At 63.1% G+C, this 20,805-nt stretch carries 20 protein-coding genes; 8 read left to right on the top strand and 12 right to left on the bottom strand.

Annotated elements, in window-relative coordinates; translation table 11 throughout:
• Window positions 1-71 precede the first annotated feature (71 nt).
• The 4 genes from metG to mazG all read left to right on the top strand — a co-directional run bounded on the left by metG (window position 72) and on the right by mazG (window position 4,312).
• Window positions 72-1,616, top strand: coding sequence for a methionine--tRNA ligase (gene metG, locus VQ045_RS00895; protein ID WP_331828839.1), 1,545 nt, complete (start codon window positions 72-74; stop codon window positions 1,614-1,616).
• 2 nt (window positions 1,617-1,618) lie between these two features.
• Window positions 1,619-2,413 (top strand): TatD family hydrolase, encoded by a 795-nt coding sequence (locus VQ045_RS00890; protein WP_331828908.1) that lies wholly within the window; start codon window positions 1,619-1,621, stop codon window positions 2,411-2,413.
• Window positions 2,414-2,431: 18 nt separating this feature from the next.
• On the top strand, window positions 2,432-3,241 hold the full coding sequence (locus VQ045_RS00885) for an MBL fold metallo-hydrolase (protein WP_331828838.1): 810 nt from the start codon (window positions 2,432-2,434) through the stop codon (window positions 3,239-3,241).
• A 210-nt stretch (window positions 3,242-3,451) separates the two neighbouring features.
• Window positions 3,452-4,312 (top strand): nucleoside triphosphate pyrophosphohydrolase, encoded by an 861-nt coding sequence (gene mazG, locus VQ045_RS00880; protein WP_331828837.1) that lies wholly within the window; start codon window positions 3,452-3,454, stop codon window positions 4,310-4,312.
• Between the two features lie 22 nt (window positions 4,313-4,334).
• Here the strand turns inward: mazG and VQ045_RS00875 are convergent, their stop codons facing one another.
• From VQ045_RS00875 to VQ045_RS00830, 10 genes are all read right to left on the bottom strand, one after another.
• Entirely contained in the window at window positions 4,335-4,691 is a 357-nt protein-coding gene (locus tag VQ045_RS00875) for a TfoX/Sxy family protein (protein ID WP_331828836.1), read from the bottom strand.
• A gap of 6 nt (window positions 4,692-4,697) precedes the next feature.
• On the bottom strand, window positions 4,698-5,075 hold the full coding sequence (gene sufA, locus VQ045_RS00870; RefSeq protein ID WP_331828835.1) for a Fe-S cluster assembly scaffold SufA: 378 nt from the start codon (window positions 5,073-5,075) through the stop codon (window positions 4,698-4,700).
• A 121-nt stretch (window positions 5,076-5,196) separates the two neighbouring features.
• Window positions 5,197-5,616 (bottom strand): VOC family protein, encoded by a 420-nt coding sequence (locus VQ045_RS00865; RefSeq protein ID WP_327646644.1) that lies wholly within the window; start codon window positions 5,614-5,616, stop codon window positions 5,197-5,199.
• Between the two features lie 20 nt (window positions 5,617-5,636).
• Window positions 5,637-6,053, bottom strand: a complete 417-nt coding sequence (locus VQ045_RS00860; RefSeq protein ID WP_442872889.1) for an SUF system Fe-S cluster assembly protein — start codon at window positions 6,051-6,053, stop codon at window positions 5,637-5,639.
• 23 nt (window positions 6,054-6,076) lie between these two features.
• Window positions 6,077-7,327, bottom strand: a complete 1,251-nt coding sequence (locus VQ045_RS00855; protein WP_331828834.1) for a cysteine desulfurase — start codon at window positions 7,325-7,327, stop codon at window positions 6,077-6,079.
• Between the two features lie 96 nt (window positions 7,328-7,423).
• Window positions 7,424-8,674, bottom strand: coding sequence for a Fe-S cluster assembly protein SufD (gene sufD, locus VQ045_RS00850; protein ID WP_331828907.1), 1,251 nt, complete (start codon window positions 8,672-8,674; stop codon window positions 7,424-7,426).
• Between the two features lie 2 nt (window positions 8,675-8,676).
• A complete protein-coding gene (gene sufC, locus VQ045_RS00845; protein WP_327622205.1) occupies window positions 8,677-9,432 on the bottom strand; it encodes a Fe-S cluster assembly ATPase SufC in 756 nt (251 codons plus the stop codon).
• Between the two features lie 11 nt (window positions 9,433-9,443).
• A complete protein-coding gene (locus VQ045_RS00840; RefSeq protein ID WP_331828833.1) occupies window positions 9,444-9,659 on the bottom strand; it encodes a hypothetical protein in 216 nt (71 codons plus the stop codon).
• The gene (sufB, locus tag VQ045_RS00835; RefSeq protein ID WP_331828832.1) at window positions 9,659-11,188 is read right to left on the bottom strand and encodes a Fe-S cluster assembly protein SufB; all 1,530 of its coding nucleotides are present in this window, start codon (window positions 11,186-11,188) and stop codon (window positions 9,659-9,661) included. Before sufB ends, VQ045_RS00840 begins: the two co-directional genes overlap by 1 nt.
• 138 nt (window positions 11,189-11,326) lie before the next feature.
• A complete protein-coding gene (locus VQ045_RS00830; RefSeq protein ID WP_331828831.1) occupies window positions 11,327-12,517 on the bottom strand; it encodes a cysteine desulfurase family protein in 1,191 nt (396 codons plus the stop codon).
• A gap of 192 nt (window positions 12,518-12,709) precedes the next feature.
• Between VQ045_RS00830 and VQ045_RS00825 the strand changes: the two genes are divergently transcribed.
• Window positions 12,710-13,384 (top strand): alpha/beta hydrolase, encoded by a 675-nt coding sequence (locus VQ045_RS00825; protein WP_327622209.1) that lies wholly within the window; start codon window positions 12,710-12,712, stop codon window positions 13,382-13,384.
• Between the two features lie 32 nt (window positions 13,385-13,416).
• Here the strand turns inward: VQ045_RS00825 and VQ045_RS00820 are convergent, their stop codons facing one another.
• Entirely contained in the window at window positions 13,417-14,637 is a 1,221-nt protein-coding gene (locus tag VQ045_RS00820; RefSeq protein ID WP_442879812.1) for an anhydro-N-acetylmuramic acid kinase, read from the bottom strand.
• 101 nt (window positions 14,638-14,738) lie between these two features.
• Between VQ045_RS00820 and tyrS the strand changes: the two genes are divergently transcribed.
• Window positions 14,739-15,992, top strand: a complete 1,254-nt coding sequence (gene tyrS / locus VQ045_RS00815; RefSeq protein ID WP_331828829.1) for a tyrosine--tRNA ligase — start codon at window positions 14,739-14,741, stop codon at window positions 15,990-15,992.
• Between the two features lie 29 nt (window positions 15,993-16,021).
• On the opposite strand, the gene VQ045_RS00810 is transcribed toward tyrS, so the two are convergent.
• A complete protein-coding gene (locus VQ045_RS00810) occupies window positions 16,022-19,231 on the bottom strand; it encodes a hypothetical protein (protein ID WP_331828828.1) in 3,210 nt (1,069 codons plus the stop codon).
• Window positions 19,232-19,437: 206 nt separating this feature from the next.
• Between VQ045_RS00810 and VQ045_RS00805 the strand changes: the two genes are divergently transcribed.
• A complete protein-coding gene (locus VQ045_RS00805) occupies window positions 19,438-19,917 on the top strand; it encodes a peroxiredoxin (RefSeq protein ID WP_331828827.1) in 480 nt (159 codons plus the stop codon).
• On the top strand, window positions 19,914-20,741 hold the full coding sequence (locus tag VQ045_RS00800; protein ID WP_331828826.1) for a ferritin-like domain-containing protein: 828 nt from the start codon (window positions 19,914-19,916) through the stop codon (window positions 20,739-20,741). Before VQ045_RS00805 ends, VQ045_RS00800 begins: the two co-directional genes overlap by 4 nt.
• Window positions 20,742-20,805 lie beyond the last annotated feature (64 nt).

Raw genomic sequence — 20,805 nt, 5'->3', positions numbered from 1 at the left:
AGCCGTTTGGCGCAATGCTCTATGTCGCGGGTACGACATTGCTTCCCGCACCGGATTTGACGAAAGCCCCGATGGCCGAACGCTTCTACCTGACCACCGCGATCTCCTATCCGAACGGTCGCCCGCATATCGGCCACGCGTACGAGCTGATCGCGACCGACGCACTGGCGCGCTTCAAGCGGCTCGACGGCTACGAGGTGTTTTTCCTGACCGGCACGGACGAACACGGCATCAAGATGCTGCAGAGCGCGCGCGACCAGGGGCTGGCGCCGAACGAACTGGCCGAGCGCAATTCCGCTGAGTTCGAGCGCATGGCCGAAGCGCTCGGCGGCACAAACGACGACTTCATCCGCACCAGCGAAAAGCGGCATGTCGCTGCGAGCCAGGCGATCTGGACGAAGATGGCGGCCGCTGGCGACATTTACAAAGGCGCCTATTCCGGCTGGTATTCGGTGCGCGACGAGGCCTATTACGGCGCCGACGAGACCACCGTCGGCGAGGACGGCCAGCGTCGCGGTCCGCAAGGCTCGCCGGTCGAGTGGGTGGAGGAGGAAAGCTATTTCTTCCGGCTCTCGAATTTCCAGGACCGTCTTCTGGCGCACTACGAGGCCAATCCCGACTTCATCGGCCCGGCTGAGCGGCGCAATGAGGTCGTCTCCTTCGTTCGTTCCGGCCTGAAGGATCTGTCGGTTTCCCGGACGACCTTCGATTGGGGCATTCCGGTGCCGGACGACGAAAAGCACGTCATGTATGTCTGGGTCGACGCGCTGACGAACTATCTGACGGCGACAGGATTTCCGGGCGAGGGGGAGCGGACGTCCTTCTGGCCCGCCGATCTGCACGTGATCGGAAAGGACATCGTGCGGTTTCACGCTGTCTATTGGCCGGCCTTTCTGATGTCGGCGGGGATACCGCTGCCGCGGCGCGTCTTTGCCCACGGCTTTCTGTTCAACCGCGGTGAGAAAATGTCGAAATCGGTCGGCAACGTCATCGACCCGTTCGCGCTGATCGACGTCTACGGACTCGATCGGCTGCGCTATTTCCTCCTGCGCGAGGTGCCGTTCGGCCAGGACGGAAATTACTCGCATGACGCCATCGTCAACCGAACGAATTCCGAGCTCGCCAACGATCTGGGCAATCTGGCCCAGCGCTCGCTGTCGATGGTCGCCAAGCACTGCTCCGGCGCGGTGCCGACGCCAGGTCCGTTGAGCGAAGCCGACGACGCCATCCTGTCGGCCGCGAGCAAGCTGTTGCCAAAGGCGCGCGAGGCGATCGACCGGCAGGAACTCCACGCGGTCCTCGGCGCGATCATTGCCGTCGTCAGCGAGGCGAACCGATATTTCGCAGGGCAGGAACCCTGGGCGCTGCGCAAGAGCGACCCGGCGCGCATGGAGACTGTCCTCTATGTCACCGCCGAGGTGATCCGGCGGGTGGCAATCCTGCTACAGCCCTTCGTGCCGGAGAGCGCCGCCAAGCTGCTCGACACGCTCGGCGTGGCCGAAGACGAACGAAGCTTCACCGACCTGACGCCGGACGTCGCCTTGGTGCCCGGCCAATCACTTCCGGCGCCGCAACCGGTATTTCCGCGTTTTGTCGAGGCGGAGACGCCCGCGTGACGATGCCGTTTCTGGTCGACAGCCATTGCCACCTCGATTTCCCTGATTTTGAGGGTGAGCACGTCGAATTGCTCAGTCGTGCAAAGGCTGAAGGGGTTGGTCTGTTCGTGACGATCTCGACCCATGTAGCCCGGATCGAGCGATTGAAACAGTTGACCCGCGCGCACGCGGAAATCTTCGCCTCGGTGGGAACCCATCCACACAATGCAGCGGCGGAGCCAGATACGCCCGTGGCGGACTTGGTGCGCCTGAGCCAAGACGAAAAGATCGTCGCTATCGGCGAAGCCGGCCTCGACTATTTCTACGACAAGGCCCCGCGAGACATTCAGGAGACTGTCTTTCGGCGCCATATCGCGGCGGCGCGCGAAACGGGTTTGCCGCTCGTCATCCATTCGCGCGACGCTGACGCCGATATGATCCGAATTCTGGAAGACGAAAGCGGGAAGGGGGCCTTCCCGTTCATTCTCCACTGTTTCTCCTCCGGCCGCGGCCTCGCCGAGGCCGGGATCGCGCTCGGCGGCTATGTGTCGTTTTCCGGAATTCTGGCGTTCAAGAAATCCGAGGAGATCCGCGCCATCGCCGCCGATGTGCCGATGAACCGGCTACTGGTCGAGACGGACGCGCCATATCTCGCGCCGCCGCCGTATCGCGGCAAGCGAAACGAACCGGCTTACGTGCGTCACACAGCAGAGGTTCTAGCCAAAACCAAGGGCGTTGATCTCGGCGAAATCGCGCAACAAACGTCGGACAACTTCTTTGCCTTGTTTACGAAAATTCCCGATCCGCGTGACGGCTGAGCATCGGAGGAGTGCTCAGTGCGCGACACGCTACGATTGACGGTTCTCGGCTGCGCATCCTCACCGGGCGTGCCCCGGATCAATGGTGACTGGGGCGCCTGCGATCCGGCAAACCCCAGGAATCGGCGCACCCGCAGCGCCGCTCTCATCGAACGAATTGGCATCGCTGGTCGAACCGTGGTCGCCATCGACTGCGGACCGGATTTTCACCAGCAAATGCTCAGTGCATCCGTTAGGCGTCTCGATGCCGTCGCGCTGACGCACTCACACGCCGACCATATTCACGGCATCGACGATCTGCGCGGCTATATGCTCGCACAGCAGACACGGATACCGGTCCATGCCGACGCCGCGACCCACGATCGCGTGCTCGAGGCGTTTCGCTATTGTTTCGAGACGCCGCCGGGCAGCAACTATCCGCCGGTCGCCCGGCACGTCGCCATCACTGCCGGGCAGAGTTTCGAGATCGCCGGACCTGGCGGATTGCTCTCGGTGACGCCGTTTCGGCAGGAGCATGGCGCGATTCATTCGCTCGGCTTCCGAGTCGGACCCATCGCTTATTGCAGCGACGTCAGCGATTTCCCCAATGAAGCAATCGCCGCGATCGACGGCGCCCGGCACGTCGTCATCGATGCGCTCCAATACAAACCGCATCCGAGCCATCTGACCGTCGCCCAGGCGCTCGCATGGATCGACCGCTTCCATGTCGACGGCGCGACGCTGACACACATGAACACGCCGCTCGACTACGACACGCTCTGCGCCGAACTGCCGGCGCATGTGCGGCCGGGATATGACGGCCTGACGATCGAATTCCCGCTGGACTGAGGTCCGTCAGGCACCACCACACAATGCTGCGTCAAATTGGTTCCATAATATATCTTATGCCACTTATGTTTCAACCCGGCAGAGCCATTGCCGCGCCACATCGTAGCATTCCGACCGTCAGCGCCGCAGCACCGGCAGCCCTTCCCCCTCGCGTTCGTCGTCGCTATTGCGGGATCAGTGACAGGACAACATCAGCCGGGAGCCGGAGCCATGAAGCCATCCAAGGACATCACGCGTCTGATCGAGATCATGGCAGCTCTGCGCGAACCAGAAACCGGGTGTCCGTGGGATATCGAGCAAAATTTCGCGACGATTGCGCCCTATACGGTCGAGGAAGCCTACGAAGTGTCCGACGCGATCGAACGCGATGACATGGTCGATTTGCGTGAGGAATTGGGCGACCTCTTGCTCCAGGTCGTCTATCACGCCCAGCTCGCCGCCGAACAAGGCCTGTTTGAATTCGGTGACGTCGTCGAGACGATCACGCGGAAGATGGTCCGCCGGCATCCGCATGTATTCGGTGACGCCGTCGCGCGCTCTGCCCGCTCTGCCAAGGGCCAGTGGGAAAAGATCAAGGCGGAGGAAAAGGCCGAGAGAGCAGCATTGCGGGCGAAACTTGCCGGCGACGCATGCTCACCAAGTGGAGCCAACGGCGCCGAGCGGCCGCGGCATCTCGACGGAATTCCCGCCGCGTTTCCGGCGCTGACGCTGGCGCTCAAGGTGCAGAAGAAGGCAGCCGACACCGGCTTCGACTGGGACCGGCCGGAGCCAATCCTGGAGAAGATCGACGAGGAACTGGGCGAATTCGCCGAGGCGATCACAGCCCATGACCGAGATGCAAGCGAGGCGGAACTCGGCGACCTTTTGTTCAGCGTCGTCAATCTCGCCCGCTTCCACGAGATCGACCCGGAGCTGGCGTTAAGACGCTGCGTGCGCAAATTCCGGGACCGGTTCGGCTTTATCGAGGATCAGCTCGAAACGACCAACCGATCGCTACATTCGGCAAGTCTCGACGAGATGGAGGCCTTGTGGGTAGCGGCGAAGCGCCGATCGGCTCCTTCGCCAGACTGAGGCGCCAGGCGACGGATGTCTTCTATTTTGCCTTGGTTTCTCGATTTGGACGTCGCGACTGCTGGGAGGCGCGACGTGAAGCAGCATCGGCGATAGCGATCCAACTTTCGGCCTCGTCCTGATCGTCCAGTGCCGACTCCGGCATGCGGTAATAGGGCATGCGCGTCGGCGCGCGGCCCTCGCGCGCATAGCTCCAGCGCGTCAGATCGGCCGCCTCGTAGATGGGCTCACTGACCGCATCGCTCTTCAGATAGAGTTCTCCCTGGACCACGAGAGCGACGATCCGATCTCCGGAGTAGACCCCCTGCCCGCCGAACATCCTGCGAACGCGGACATCGGCAAGCGAGACGAAGAGGTCCCGCAGGAAATCCTCGTCCATCCGGTTTTAGCCAGCCTGGCCGGCAAGCGCCGCCAGATCCGCCTGCTTCAATTCGACCGACTCGCCGCAGCCGCAGGCCGAGGTCTGATTGGGATTGCGGAAGGTGAAGCCCGAGCGCAGTACGGTCTCCTCGTAGTCCATCTCGGTGCCAAGCAGGAACAGGACGGCCTCCGGGGCGATGAAAACGCGTGCGCCGTCTTTTTCGATCGAGTCTTCGCCCGGTTTCGCTTCAGTCGCCAGATCGACCGTATATTCCATGCCGGCGCAGCCGCCCTTCTTGATGCCGACGCGAAGGCCAAGGGCGTCCTCGCCTTTGGTGGCCAGGACCGCCTTGACGCGGTCGGCGGCGGTGTCGGTCATGCTCATGACGGTGAAACGGCCCATGGCGGTTTCCTTTTCGGCTGTGCAGGGTCGTGCGGATTCTACACGAAACATGGGCGGTATGGCGGCACTACGCAAGCTGAACACAATGTCCTCCTCTCGCCCGGCTATGATTGTCGGGCGCTCAAGAGCGCGTCCACAACTCGCGGGTGGCGAGTTCCGCGGCATGGCCGTCGGGATCGCGGAAATAGAGGCTGTTCCCCCGCCCCTTCGACCACGTCACTTCGCTTTCGATCAGAACGCCGCATGCCATCAGATGATCGCGCCATGTATCGAGTGAGCCATCCGGTATCGCCAACGCGAAATGAATGGGCCCGCTGCCGTCATGCGGCGGGATCGTACCGCCGGGCGTCGTCACGGCTTCGAGCGTCGAACCGCGCGCGAAAAGGATCAGAACCGTACCGTCGGGCATACGGAAGACGGTGATACGGTCTTCCGCGAACAGCGGCGACAGGCCCAGAACGCGGCGGTAGAAGTCGCGCGACCGTTCCATGTCGTCGACATAAAGGCAGGTTTCCAAAAGCCCGGCGAGTGGTGGAGCCATGGGTACGCCTGCGTCGCCGATCAGAACCAGCCGACGGCGACCTGTGCCTCTTCGCTCATGCGCTCCGGCGTCCACGGCGGATCGAAGACGAGATCGACCCGGACCTGCCCGACGCCGGCGACGGAGTTAACGGCGTTCTCGACCCAGATCGGCATTTCGCCGGCGACGGGGCAGCCTGGCGCCGTCAGCGTCATTTCGACATCGACATTGCGCTCGTCGTCGATGTCGATCTTGTAAATCAGGCCGAGCTCATAGATGTCGGCCGGAATCTCCGGGTCGTAGACGGTCTTCAGCGCGCCGACGATGTCGTCGGTGAGGCGCGTCAACTCCTCCGCGGGCAGCGCCGACACGGGCGCCGCGTCCTCGGAGGCCACCGCACCGTTTGCATCCGGAGTATCATCGTTCGCCGGCGTCGTGATCTCGGCTTCGTCAGTCATGAATTGATCCTCAGGCCCGGTCGTCAGGCAAAGAAGCGTCTGGCTTTTTCGAGGGCTTCCGCGAGGCGGTCGATTTCCGCCAGTGTGTTGTACATACCAAATGATGCCCGACATGTGGAGGTCGCGCCGAAACGCTTCAAGAGCGGCTGGGCACAGTGCGTCCCGGCCCTGACCGCGACACCTTCCCGGTCGATCACCATTGACACGTCGTGGGCGTGGATGCCTTCCAGGTCGAAGGAGACGATAGCCCCCTTGCCCGGCGCTTCGCCGTAGATCCGGAGCGAATTCACCGCTTTCAGCCGCTCGTGCGCGTAGTCCCTGAGGCTTTCCTCATGGGCCGCGATCGCATCGCGTCCGATCATGTTCATGTAGTCGATCGCGGCGCCCAGCCCGATCGCCTGGACAATCGGTGGCGTCCCGGCCTCGAAGCGGTGCGGCGGCGCATTGTAGGTCACGGTCTCCTCGGTGACCTCGACGATCATCTCGCCGCCACCGTTGAACGGCCTTGTGCGCTCGAGCATCTCGCGCCGACCGTAAAGAATCCCGATTCCGGTCGGGCCATAGAGCTTGTGACCGGTGAGCACATAGAAGTCGCAGCCGATGTCCTGGACGTCCACCGGCATGTGGACGGCGGCCTGGCTGCCGTCGACAAGAACCGGAATGCCCTTGGCGTGGGCAAGCGCTGTCACCGCCTTCACGTCGACGACCGTGCCGAGCACATTGGACATATGGGTCGTCGCCACCAGCTTGGTGCGCGGCGTGATCGCCTTTTCGAAGGCCTCAAGGTCGATCGATCCGTCGTCTTCCACCGGCACGAAGACAAGCTTGGCGCCGTACTTCTCGCGAATGAAGTGCCAGGGAACGATATTGGAGTGGTGTTCCATGATGGTCAGGACGATCTCGTCGCCTTCGCCGATCTCGTTCATCCCGTAGCCATAGGCGACGACATTGATCGCCTCGGTCGCCGAGCGGGTGAAGACGATTTCCTCGCTGCTGGCGGCGTGAAGGAAGTCGCGCACCTTGTCCCGCGCGCCCTCGAATTCCTCGGTCGCCTTGTTCGATAGGAAATGCAAACCGCGATGGACGTTGGAATAGTCTTCGCTATAGGCCTTCTGGATTGCGTCGAGAACCGCGCGCGGTTTCTGCGCCGAGGCGCCGTTGTCGAGATAGACCAGCGGCTTGCCGTAGACCTGTTTCGACAGGATGGGAAAATCCTGGCGCACGGCTTCGACGTCGTAGGCCCCGATGTCTGCGGCTGTCGCTTCGGCCTTCATGGAAACGGACTCCCGTGGCGAACCCGGAGGCTCGCGAAACTAGGCTGGATCTGATCAGGGCCGCCCAATGGCGACCGGATCAAAAAACAGCGACGATCAGTGGCTCCGTTCGAGCCAGGTGTCGATGCGTTGCATCAGCGCATCTTCGGCGGCCTCATGCTCCAGTTCCTCGACGATTTCGGCGACGAAAGCCTTCACCAGAAGTGCTCGGGCCGACTGTTCGGGAATGCCGCGCGACATCAGGTAGAACAGATGGTCGGCGTTGATCTCGCCGGCTGTCGCCCCGTGGCCGCACTGCACGTCGTCGGCGAAGATTTCGAGTTCGGGCTTCGCCGAGAAATCGCCGTCGTCCGACAGGAGCAGCGTGTTGCAGGCCATCTTGGCGTCGGTCTTCTGCGCCTCCTTGGCCACCTTGATCATGCCTTGGAACACGCCGTGACCGCCGGTAACGACATTGCGGAACGTCTCGGTCGCCGTCGTATGCGGAGCCGTGTGCCTCAACGTGGTCGTCACGTCGATATGCTGGCCTTTCTCGATGAGATTGACGCCGCGGATCTTGATATCGCCGCCCTCGCCCATCGTCTCGGCATGCACCTCGTAGCGCACCAGCGCGCCGCCCGTGTTGAGGACGAACATCCGGAACGAGGCATCGGTGCCGAGTTCGACATTGAGCTGGCCGAGATGCGCGGCCGACGCGCCCTTGGCCTGATCGACGATCCAGAGCACATCCGCGCCCTCGCCGATCGCCAGATGCGAGACCCCGGTCGAGGGCGTCGGCGACGCCGCTCCCTCGATCCGCTCGACGAACACCGCTTTTGCGCCCTCGCCGACGGTGCAGCGCGCCAGGCCATGCGAGCGATCCCCCGCCTGGGAACGCAGTTCCAGCGGCGCTGTCACGTTGATGTTCGGCGCAATCTCGATGGCGACGGCCGCCGCGCCGAAGGACGCGTTCAAAAGCCGGATCGTATCGACCGGCCGGTCGAGGTGGTTCGGCGATCGGCTCCAATCCGCCGATTCCGTGATCGCCGAGACGGTGACGCCCGCCGGCACCGCGCCATTGTCGGGCGCACCGATCTCGACGACATGGCTGTTCGGCAGGAGCGGCGACAGCAGCGTGCTCCCCTCGCCTGACGGGCCTGCGGCGGCTGTGCCCTTGTCTTCCAGCCGGCTCATCAGCAAGCGCAGGTCGGTGTAGTGCCAGGCTTCGACGCGCCGGTTCGGCAGCCCATCGCGGCGCAGCGCCTCAACCGCCGAATCCTTGGCGTCGGCGACAACGCCGGTGCTTTCAGCACGCTCGATCAGCGCCGTTTCCGCCGGCGTCCGCGGGTTCATCTGATGCACATTCATCGTCACGCCGCCTCGTCGATGATCTGGCTGTAGCCCTCGTTCTCAAGCTGCAGCGCCAACTCCTTGTTGCCGGTCTTGATGATCCGTCCCTTGTAGAGGACATGCACCGTGTCCGGCACGATGTAGTCGAGCAGACGCTGATAGTGAGTGATCACGAGGAAGGACCGCTCCGGCGAACGCAACGCATTGACCCCGTCGGCGACGATCTTCAGCGCGTCGATGTCGAGGCCGGAATCGGTCTCGTCCATGACGCAGAGCTTGGGCTCCAGCAACGCCATCTGCAGGATTTCGGCGCGCTTTTTCTCGCCGCCGGAAAACCCGACATTGAGCGGGCGCTTCAGCATGGCCGCGTCGATCTTCAGATCGGCCGCCGCCGCCTTCACCCGGCGCATCAGGTCCGGCGTCGTCATTTCGCCCTCGCCGCGCGCCTTGCGCTGGGAGTTGAGCGCCGTCTTGAGAAACGTCATCGTCGCCACGCCTGGAATTTCCAGCGGATACTGGAAGGCGAGGAAAACGCCCGCGGCGGCACGTTCGGCCGGGTCCATCTCCAGGATCGACTCGCCATTGTAGAGGATGTCGCCCTCGGTCACTTCGTAATCGCTGCGGCCGGCGAGAATATAGGACAGGGTCGATTTGCCGGAGCCGTTCGGCCCCATGATCGCGGCCACTTCGCCGGCCTGGACCGTCAGGTCGACGCCACGCAGGATTTCGGTCTCGTCATCCGCCACGCGGGCATGAAGGTTCTTGATTTCAAGCATCGGTGTTATCTTCAACGTTCGGTGTTGTCGGCGATATCGGCCGATTGGATTTCTGTCAGAAGACGATCGCGCTCGTTCTGAAGCGCTTCAAGTGCGTCGGCGACGGTCGAGTCAGTAGCATTTCCCTGCGCCATCCCGATCGTCTCCTGGGCCTGCGCGATCTCGTCTTCGATATCGCTCAGGCGTTCGTCGCGGGCGGCATCCTGCGGCGCGTTGGGACGCGACATTATCCGACCGAGCCCTCGAGGCTGATGCCGATCAACTTCTGCGCCTCCACGGCGAATTCCATCGGCAATTGCTGGATCACGTCTCGGACGAAGCCGTTGACGATGAGCGCCACCGCCTCCTCCTCCGGGATGCCCCGCTGCATGCAGTAGAACAGCTGGTCGTCGGAGATTTTCGACGTCGTTGCCTCGTGCTCGAACTGCGCGGTGGCGTTCTTGGTCTCGATATAGGGGACCGTGTGCGCGCCGCACTCGTTGCCGATCAGAAGCGAGTCGCACTGGGTGAAGTTGCGCGCGTCTGCCGCCTTGCGGTGGGCCGAGACCTGGCCGCGATAGGTGTTGTTTGAGCGCCCGGCGGAAATCCCCTTCGAGATGATCCGGCTGGTGGTGTTCTTGCCGAGATGCAGCATCTTGGTACCGCTGTCGATCTGCTGGCGACCGTTGGAGACGGCGATCGAGTAGAATTCGCCCTGCGAGTGGTCGCCGCGCAGGATGCAGGACGGGTATTTCCAGGTGATCGCCGAGCCGGTCTCGACCTGTGTCCACGAAATTTTCGAGCGCTTGCCGCGACAATCGCCACGCTTGGTGACGAAATTGTAGATGCCGCCCTTGCCGTCCTTGTCGCCCGGATACCAGTTCTGGACCGTCGAATATTTGATCTCGGCGTCGTCCAGCGCGATCAGTTCGACCACGGCGGCGTGCAACTGGTTTTCGTCGCGCTGGGGCGCCGTGCAGCCTTCCAGATAGGAAACGTAGGAGCCTTCGTCGGCGATGATCAGCGTGCGCTCGAACTGGCCGGTGTTCTTCTCGTTGATCCGGAAATAAGTCGACAGTTCCATCGGGCAGCGAACGCCCTTGGGGATGTAGACGAAGGACCCGTCGGTGAAGACCGCCGAATTCATCGTTGCGAAGAAATTATCGGACACCGGAACCACCGTGCCGAGATATTTCTTCACCAGATCGGGGTGCTCGCGGATCGCCTCGGAGATTGGCATGAAGATCACGCCGGCCTTCTGGAGCTCCTTCTTGAAGGTCGTGGCGACCGACACCGAATCGAACACGGCGTCGACAGCGACCCGCGAGGAGCCGTTGGAGCCCGGCGGCATCAGCGAATTCTCGTCGAACTCCGATGGCTCCACGGTCTTCACGACGCCAGCCAGGATCTCCTGCTCGCGCAGAGGGATTCCCAGCTTTTCATAGGTGCGCAGGATTTCCGGATCCACCTCGTCCAGCGAGGCCGGCCCGGACATCGACTTGGGCGCCGCGTAATAGTGAATGTCCTGGAAATCGATCTCGGGATATTCGAGCCGCGCCCAGCTCGGGCTTTCCATCGTCTTCCAGCGCTCGAAAGCCTGGAGACGCCAGTCGAGCATCCATTGCGGCTCGTTCTTCTTGGCCGAGATCAGCTTGATCGTGTCTTCGGTGAGGCCCTTCGGGGCGACATCCATCTCGATGAGCGTCTCGAACCCGTATTTGTATTGATCGACGTCGATCTTTCGGACCTGATCGATGGTCTCCTGGACTGCAGGCATTCCAATTCTCCATACTCGCCGGATTCAAGGTCCGGTGGTTGGGCGTGTGCGGCCGCGATATCATCGACGCGGCTCTTAACATAGCAACGAGGCGTCCTGCTTTTTAGGCTCCCGGAGCCGTAGTGCAAGATTGAATCCTCATGCCGCGTGATCTTGTCGGTGCGCGTGCGTGACGCGATTGGCCAATCCGGCATATTCCCTGACGAACCAGTCGAGATCGTCCGCGCTCGTCTCATAACCGAAACTGACGCGGATGGCCCCCTCCTCAGCCGAGATTGCCAGACCCGCTTCCGCCATCGCGGCAACGACGTGGCTACGACCGACCTTGCCCGACGAACACGCCGATCCCGCCGAGATCGCGATACCGGCGAGGTCGAGTGCCATCTGCGCCGTTTCGCTGCGAAGCCCTGGAGTCGCGACTGCCACCGTATTTGGCAGCCGTTCCGCGTCCGCGCCGAGCACGACGACACCTGGAAGCGCTTTCCGGATGGCCGCTTCGAGATGGTGGCGCAGTGTCACAAGCCGGTCCGGCATGCTCTCGAAACGTTCACGAGCCACGTCGGCAGCCGCGCCGAAGCTTGCTATCGCCGGAACCGATTCGGTGCCGGCCCGCCGCCCCGACTCCTGTCCGCCACCCCGCACCAGCGGAAACGGACGCGTCGTGGAATGACGAAGGACAAAAGCGCCGACGCCCTTGGCCGCGCCGAGCTTGTGGCCGGAAACCAGCAACACGTCGGCTCCCGTCTCGGCAAGGTCGAGCGGTATGCGGCCAATCGCCTGCACGGCGTCGACCACCAGCCGGACCGGGCGACCGACGATCGCCGCGTGGATACGATCCAGGGGCTGCAGGACGCCGGTTTCGGAATTGGCCAGCGTCAGCGCCAGTAGGCCGACATTGCCCTCGCCGAGCCCGGCGGCCCAGGCCGCAAGCGCCTCGCAGTCCACAATGCCATTCACATCCACCGGCAGACGGGTCACGTGATCCGCCGCGAAGCTGCCGCCTTCGCGAATGCAGGGGTGATCGGTGTCGATGACCGCGAGCTTTTTGATCTCCGTCTCCCGACCGTCGATCAACCAACGTTGTGAGAGGGCTGTCATGGCCGCCTCGCTCGCTCCGCTGGTGAAGACGACGTCGGCCGGATCGCACGACAACAGGCGGGCGATCGAGCGTCGCGCCTCCTCCACCAGGGCACGCGCGTGGCGCCCCTCGCTATGGACCGACGACGGATTGGCGGCGTCGAGCGCCGACACGAGCGCGTCCCGTGCCTCCTCGAGCAGCGGCGCCGTCGCGTTGTAATCCAGATAGAGGCGTCGCTGGCTTGCGGTCATTCGCTCTCGCAGCGGTTCGATTTCGTGGCCGGTCGACGCAAAATTCTTGAATTTTCCGCAGCGCTTGGACTAAAAGACGCCTTCAACGCCGGCCGGTAGTTTTGAATCATTCTAAACTAGAGCTTACGAGGCCGCTTTGGCTTCGTCAAGAAGCGTCCCGCCGAGCAATCCTGCTCGCCAAGGAAGACAATTATGCCCGAAGTGATCTTCAATGGCCCTGCCGGCCGCCTGGAAGGCCGGTACCAGGCCGCCAAGGAGAAGAACGCCCCGATCGCCATCGTCCTGCATCCGCATCCGCGGTTCGGCGGCACGATGAACAATCAGATCGTTTATCAGCTTTTCTATATGTTCGTCGAACGTGGTTTCACGACGCTACGCTTTAACTTCCGCAGCATTGGCCGCAGCCAAGGCGAATTCGATCATGGCGCCGGCGAACTCTCGGACGCCGCCTCGGCACTCGACTGGGTGCAGAGCCTGCATCCCGATTCCAAGCAGTGCTGGGTGGCCGGCTATTCCTTCGGTTCTTGGATCGGCATGCAGCTTTTGATGCGTCGCCCCGAGATCGAAGGCTTCCTGTCGATTGCCCCGCAGCCGAACTCCTACGATTTTTCGTTCCTGGCGCCCTGCCCGTCGTCGGGCCTGATCATTCATGGCGATCAGGATCGCGTGGCGCCGCCCAAGGACGTGCAGACGCTCGTCGACAAGCTGAAGACGCAAAAGGGTATCGTCATCACCCAGAATACGATGGAGGGTGCGAACCACTTCTTCACCGAACATACCGACCAGCTGCTTGCCGAGTGCGCCGACTATCTCGATCGACGGCTTGCCGGCGAATTGTCAGACCCGAGGCCCAAACGGCTGAGATAGCCAATGACCTCGGTGCAAAGCGGCTTGCCATGTCACACCGACGCGACCCGCCGTAAGGCGGGGCGCACGAGGCTGCCGCCGCGCGCCGGCGCGCGGCGGCAGCCTCGTGCGACCCGCCTTAAGGCGGGTCGCACGAGGCTGCCGCCGCTCGACGGCTCGCGGCAGCCGGTGGTCGTCGGCCATGTCAGCGGCCTCCCGTCGAGCGAGCGGACCGCGAGATAGGCCCAGGCCTCCGCCTCCATTGCGTCGCCGTCGAAGCCGACCTCCTCGGCCGTGACGACGCGAGCATGCGGCGCGGCGCCATTGCGAAGATCGGCCATGATCGCCGGATGCCGCCGCCCGCCGCCGCAGACGATCCACAGTTTCGGCGGTTCGGGAAAATGCGCGGCCGCCTTGAGAATGGCTTGCGCGCTGACGAAGCAGAGGGTGCGGGCGACGTCCTCCAGCGAGCCGACGCCGGGCGGCGGAACGGCAAAATCGAAGCGATCGAGTGACTTCGGCGCCGCCTGCGCGAAGAATTCGGCGGACAGATAGCGTTCGGAAAGCGCGGACAAAATGCCGCCCTCGCTGGCGATCGCGCCGTTCTGGTCGAAGGGAATTCCCGCCTCGCGGTCCAGCCACTGGTCGAGCAAGGCATTGCCGGGACCGGAATCGAAAGCGATAGGGTCATGCTCGCCGTCGAGATAGGTGACGTTGGAAATGCCGCCGATGTTGACGAAGACGACCGGAAGTTCCCGGTATTCGGGCGCCAGATTCTTCGCCAGCGCCGCATGATAGGCGGGGACCAGCGGTGCGCCGTGCCCCCCGCCCTCGGCCATGTCGTTCGCGCGCATGTCGAAGACGACCGGCAGTCCGAGCAAGTCCGCAAGCAGCTGACCGTTCCCGAGTTGCACCGTCACTGCCTTGTCGGGCCGGTGCAGCACGGTCTGGCCATGAAAGCCAACGACGTCGACCGTCGCGGGGTCGACGTCGCAATCGGCGAAATAGCGCCGCACCGCCTCCGCGTGGCGCCGGGTCAATTCGGTTTCCAAGGCTTGCAGATCACCGGGACGATCGGTCCGGCGGATGATCGACTTCGCGGTTTCGAGCCCCTCGGCGAGACGGCGCCGGAATGCGGCGTCATTTTCATAGACCCGCGCCGGCCCGCGCTTCACGAGGCCGTCTCCGTTGGTGTCGAGGAGCGCCACGTCGATGCCGTCGAGCGAGGTTCCGCTCATCAGACCGATCGCTCGGCGTTGGGGCGTTTCGGCCAAAATCGGCTCCGCATCTGGAATTGTTGGTCAGGGCTGGTAAACGGCTCTCGACGAACGAAGGAACCTCAGCGTTCCCACGAACCTCTCAGGATCACTATCCCATGACCGGTTTCAAGTCCGAGTTTCTGGCGACGCTCTGCGAACGCGGCTTCATTCACCAGACATCCGGCGACTCCGCCCTCGATGAGCTGTTTCGCGCCGAGACCGTCACCGGCTATATCGGTTTCGACCCGACGGCGGCCAGCCTCCATGTCGGATCGCTGATGCAGATCATGATGCTGCACTGGATGCAGAAGACCGGCCATCGCCCGATCGCGCTGATGGGCGGCGGCACCGGCATGATCGGCGACCCGTCCTTCAAGGATGAAGCGCGAAAGCTTCAGACCGTGGAGGGAATCCAGCAGAACCTTGCCGGGATCAGGCGCTCCTTCGAGCGCTATATCCGCTTCGGCGAGGGGCCGAACGACGCAGTCATGGTCGACAATGCCGACTGGCTTCTCGACCTCAACTACGTGTCGTTCCTGCGGGACGTCGGACGGCATTTCTCGGTCAACCGGATGCTGTCCTTCGATTCGGTCAAGCTGCGGCTCGATCGCGAGCAGTCGCTGTCCTTCCTCGAATTCAACTACATGATCCTGCAGGCCTACGATTTCGTCGAGCTTTATCGCCGCTTTGGCTGCCGGCTGCAGGTGGGTGGCTCGGATCAATGGGGCAATATCGTCAACGGCATCGACCTTGGCCGGCGCATGGATGGGGCGGAGCTGTTCGCCCTCACCTCGCCGCTCCTGACCACCGCTTCGGGCGCCAAGATGGGCAAGACCGCCAGCGGCGCGATCTGGCTGAATGCCGACATGCTCTCGCCTTACGATTTCTGGCAGTATTGGCGAAACACCGAGGACGCCGACGTCGGCCGCTTCCTCAAGCTGTACACGACAATGCCGATGGACGAGATCGCGCGGCTGGAAGCGCTTGGCGGGTCGGAAATCAATGAGGCGAAGAAGCGCCTCGCCAACGAAGTCACGGCGATGCTACATGGGCGCGAGGCCGCCGACAAGGCGTCCGAGACGGCCCGCAAGACCTTCGAGGAAGGCGCGCTCGCCGACAATTTACCGACGATCGAAGTGCCTGCGGCGTCCTTCGAATCCGGAATCGGGCTTCTGTCCCTCCTCGTGTCGGCCGGGCTTGCGGCTTCGAACGGCGAGGCGCGCCGGCATGTGAAGGGCGGCGCCGTCCGTCTCAACGATGAGCCGGTTTCTGACGAACGGCTCATGGTGGGACCGCAGAATCTCGCCGAAGGCGTCGCCAAACTGTCGGTCGGGCGCAAGAAGCACGTTCTCGTGCGGCCCGTCGCCTGAAGCGTCCGACCGTCCGACCGTCCGAGGAGCTAATACTCGAAGATCCGGCGGAATATCCCCGGCGCGATCACCGAGATCGGGTTGACGGTCAATGTCGGATCGCCGAAGGCACCGGCCAGCCGGTAGGTGATTCCGATCAGCGCGCCCTCGGCCCCGTTGCCCAGGATGCCGCCGACAAATGGCAAGGCTCCGAACAACCGGTTGATTGCGTAAGCCGGCATGAACGAGCCGGATATGTCGATCTGCTCGCGAGAGTCGTAGATGGTGCCTTCGAAGCTCGAGCCGAAGATCGGGCCGCGCAGAATGCCATCCTGCGCAACAAGTCGACCGCCTTCCCAGGCAAGGCCGACGGACGCGGAGTCGAAATAGGCCCGCGACACTTCGAGTTCGCGGCCGAGCGCGCCCGCCAAGCTTTGGCTCCCGGCACGCGTGGTCCCGACCAGGTTTGCCAATCTCGGTTCATCCACCAAGGTGAAATCTTGCAGCGTCAAAGCGCCGCTAAAACCACCTGACGCCATTCCCGAAAGCTGCAAGCGTGCGCTGCCACCCTGCATGCGCCTATAAAGCCCGCCGAACCGGAGCAGCGATCCAGCGTCGTCGGTGGCAAGACTGATCATCCGATCCGCCCCGCGTGGCCGGACGGCGAGCTCGATCGAACGGCCGGCTACGGTGTGGGCAGAAAGCGAAATCGCTCCCCCGGCTTTGTAGCGAATCGTTGCATCCCGAAACTCCTCGCCGTCAAAACCCAGCAAGCGCTCGAGCACGATCGTGGCGTCGACGGCCTTGCTTTTACTCGCTTGGCCCGGTTTCGCCACCAGGCCTTCCCGGCGAAGCCGATCGAGCATCGCCCGGGCGTCCAGGCTGCGCCCGGTCATGTCGAGCACATACCCCTCGTCGCCGCGTATGAGCTGTCCGGAGATGTCGTCGCCCCGATTTAGAGCCGCACTATCCAGCGTCACGCTCCTGAGACCGGAGCTGTCGGCTTCGATGCTGCCTTTCGCCGAGAAACCCTCCCCGGACAATTCGACATTGCGCATCGAGATCTGTTTGCCGGACATTCTCAGATCGAAGGCGAGCGTTGCAGGGACACCCGGACCTTTGCTCCAGCCGACCGCCGGCATGTAAAGCCGTGCGGTCCCGAGATCGAGCCGGGCGTGGAATCCATCCCCGACCCGCGTCAAACGCGCTGACAGGGGGCCATCGACGACCTCGCCGAGCACTGGCAACGCCGTTCTAACCTCGTCTTCGGTCAATCGCGCGGTCACATCGAGCGTCGCCTCGCCGATCGGATTCGGCCCGATCGGCTGAGAAAACTCTACCCTGGCCGGAATCCCGTCGATCACAGCCGCGATATCTCCGATGGCCGCACCGGGGGCAAGTGTGACCATCCCGGAGATCGCCTTGATCTCGCGCCCGTCGATTCGGCGTTTGAGGTCGACCCCATCAAGTTCGGCGAAGATCGACCAGCTCTCTATTCCGTCTTGTTCCGGCGCCGGCTGCCCAAGCAGAAATGCCGCTCCGACCCCGACCTTCGCTCGGCCGCTCACATCGTCGCTCCGCCAGCCGAACTTTCGCAAAGCGCCCACCGGTCCGCGGTCGGCAAGCCGCAGCAGCGCCGGCGCATCGCCTGCGAGATTGAGGGACAATGATGCAGCGACGCCATGGTCCGCCCGGACGAAATCCAACGACGACGGCATGATGTCGAGGCTCGAAAAGCCGGTGATGCTTCCTGCCGCGACCGTGATCAGCGTCTTGCCGTCACGATAGTCCAGCGTTCCGGAAACGGTCTCGACGGCGGGCATGTCGCCGATCGTCGCGAAGGTGCCATCCTCGAAATCGAGCGCAAGCCGCACTTCATCCCCGATTGGTCCCTCGTCCGGCACCGCGATCTCGGCAAGCCGCGCAAGACTTATATCCAGAGCGAGCGAACCCGTCGGCACTGATCCGGCCTCTCCAACATGGGCCAGCACCCAGTCGCGCGCCTTGCCGGCGATGAAGAACGGCCAGAACGCTCTGATGTCCGCAGCCGCCAGCGCAGTTGCGGTCAGTTCCAGCCGAACCCGGTCCGCGGGATTCAGGCCGGTGAGTTCGCCGGTTCCGGCCAGTTCGCCGCGATCGGTTTTCAGGGACAATTCATCGAATACGACGTACGCCCCACCGAAATCTACTGCTCCCACCGCCTTGAACGACGCCGATGTCGCCACATCAGAGCGTCCTACCGTCGAGGCCAGTCGGGTAGTACGAAGTTCCAGCCGACGACGCCCGGAGCCGTCCGGTATCAGAGCGATCTGGCCATCGAACTCCGCCTCGGCCGTCCCGAAATCGACGCGCCCATTGCTGATCGTCAGGTGGTCTTCGCCTTCCGCGAGGCTGAGGCTGCCCCTTGCCGAGGCGACAGGTTGCGTGGCCTTGCCAACGATCCGGCCGTTGTGACCGCTCACGCTCGCTGTGACACGGCGGCCGGACGCGGACGTGGCGAGTGAGACGGCGAAGCTTGCCGGCAACACGAGCCCGAGCGCGTCGTCCTCGCCATCCGCCGGCACCCTGCCCCACCGTAGTTCCTGCTCGGATGTTCTTGCCGCGAGTTCGACAATTCGTTGCCGGTTCGGATCGAGCTTGGCTGTCCCCGTTAAGGCCAGAGCGTGCGCGGTGATGGTGCCTTTGGCGTCCATCGTGAATTGGCCGGAGGCATCGGCCGCGATCTGGAAGCTTTCAAGTCGGTCTGCGTCCCGGCCGAGCACGGCGAGATCGCTGACCTCGATACCGCGCAACCCGATAGCTTCGATCGCGACGAAGGGGCGGTCGAGACCGGCAAAGAAGTCTTCCGGTGCGAACTCCTTGTCGGACCGCAGATGGTCGAGGATGGAAGGATCGAGACGCACAGTCTCGACTGAGAGGCGATCGACGGCGAGCCTCCCACCAAGGAGCGCGCCCAGACCGACGCCCGCCCGGATGCTGCCTGCGGTTCCAACCGCTTGACCGGTCCGCCGATTCTTGATCGCGACGTCGGAAAAGCGAATACCAAGAGTTCCCGCCGGACCGAATCCGACCTGCTGGCGACCGAACTCGACCGAGAAGGCTGGCCCGACAAACGCCGAGGCGATCCGTTCGGTCTGCCAACGCAGCAAGTCTTTGCCGCGATCGGTCCACAGCAGGGCGCTAATGGCGATGGCGAGCGCCAGAACAACGAATATGGCGAGACTGGCAAGCCCGGCGACAATCCGAATCGCGGTTTTCATGGGCAAATCACACGCGTGCCGAACGCAGCGCGCATTGTCGCCATGCCTTCCCACGCGAAAAGATGCTCATTCTCGCTCCTGAAGTTGCGTCGAGGGCGGCATGGCTGCTCCAACACAATAGAGATATTGATAAAAAATTCTGGCAGCCAAGGTTCACAAAACATCCCAAGGCTGATTTCTCAGGCCCCTGAACTCAATAGGACGACATGATGGCACTTTCAGCCGGCGATACCTGCCCCGAATTCCGCTTGCCGGATGACAAGGGGGAAATCGTCTCTCGCGATGACCTGAAGGGCACGCCATTCGTCCTTTATTTCTATCCAAAGGACGATACCTCCGGTTGCACGGTTGAAGCTGTCGATTTCTCGCGGCTGAAGGGCGAATTCGATTCCCTCGGTGTCCCGGTATTCGGGGTCTCGCCGGATACGGTCAAAAAGCATGGCAAATTCAAGGACAAGCACGATCTAACCGTCTGTCTCCTGTCGGACGAGGAAAAGCTGCTGCTCGACGCCTGCGGGGTTTGGGTCGAGAAGAGCATGTATGGCCGCCGTTACATGGGCGTCGAACGCACCACCGCGCTGGTCGGTCCGGACGGCACGATCATTCGGCTCTGGCAGAAGGTGAAAGTGCCCGGTCACGCCGAGGAGGTGCTGGAAGCCGCGCGTCAATTTGCATCCGCCACATGAGCAGAGCCAGCAGGGAGCCCTCGACACTGCGGCAAGCGACGATAGAAGCGCTGCGCGAAAGCGATCTCGACGCCAAGGTGGAGCGCACGAACCTTGCCTGCCGCCTCTGGTTCGGCCGGCGCATAGGCCTGCACGCTCCTGGGGATCCTGCGCTACCAGATCGGCCCGACCGCCCGGCCGAACCGATTCTCGTTTCGCCCCGTAAGGTCAAACGGCGCTCCGTGCACACGGTCGAAGGCCGCATCGCCCTGATCCACGCGCTCGCCCACATCGAGCTGAACGCCATCGACCTCGCGCTCGACATCGTCGCCCGCTTTGCCAGCGAAGCGGTGCCGCGCTCGTTCTTCGATGGCTGGATGACCGTCGCGCTGGAAGAGGCCAAGCACTTCCGCCTGTTGGCGCGAAGGCTGGAAGCCCTCGGCTCCCACTATGGCGCCCTGCCCGCCCATGACGGATTGTGGGAGGCCGTGGTAGCGACAGCGCATGATCTCGGCGCCCGCCTCGCGGTCGTTCCGCTGATCCTCGAAGCGCGGGGGCTGGATGTGACGCCCTCGCTTCTGGAAAAACTGGAAGGTGTCGGCGACGCCGGCACCGCGGCCATCCTGGAAATCATCTATCGCGACGAGAAAAAGCATGTGGCGATCGGCGCCAAGTGGTTCCGGTTCCTCTGCGCCCGGGAACGGCGCGATCCCGCCGAGCGCTTTCAAGAACTCGTTCGCGCGAGTTTCCGCGGCCAGGTAAAAGCGCCCTTCAACGATCGCGCCCGATCCGAAGCGGGGTTGACCCCAACCTTCTATCGCTCGCTATCGCCGCTTTCCAGCTGAGAAGCGGAATTGTGAGCAACAGGCAAAGGATCGTTAACCTTAATCGTGTGCAATCGGTTCATCG

Source organism: Aurantimonas sp. E1-2-R+4, from assembly GCF_036549515.1.
GTDB lineage: Bacteria > Pseudomonadota > Alphaproteobacteria > Rhizobiales > Rhizobiaceae > Aurantimonas > Aurantimonas coralicida_A.
Note: the sequence above shows the minus strand (reverse complement) of the source record. Positions and strands in the feature narration are given on the sequence as shown.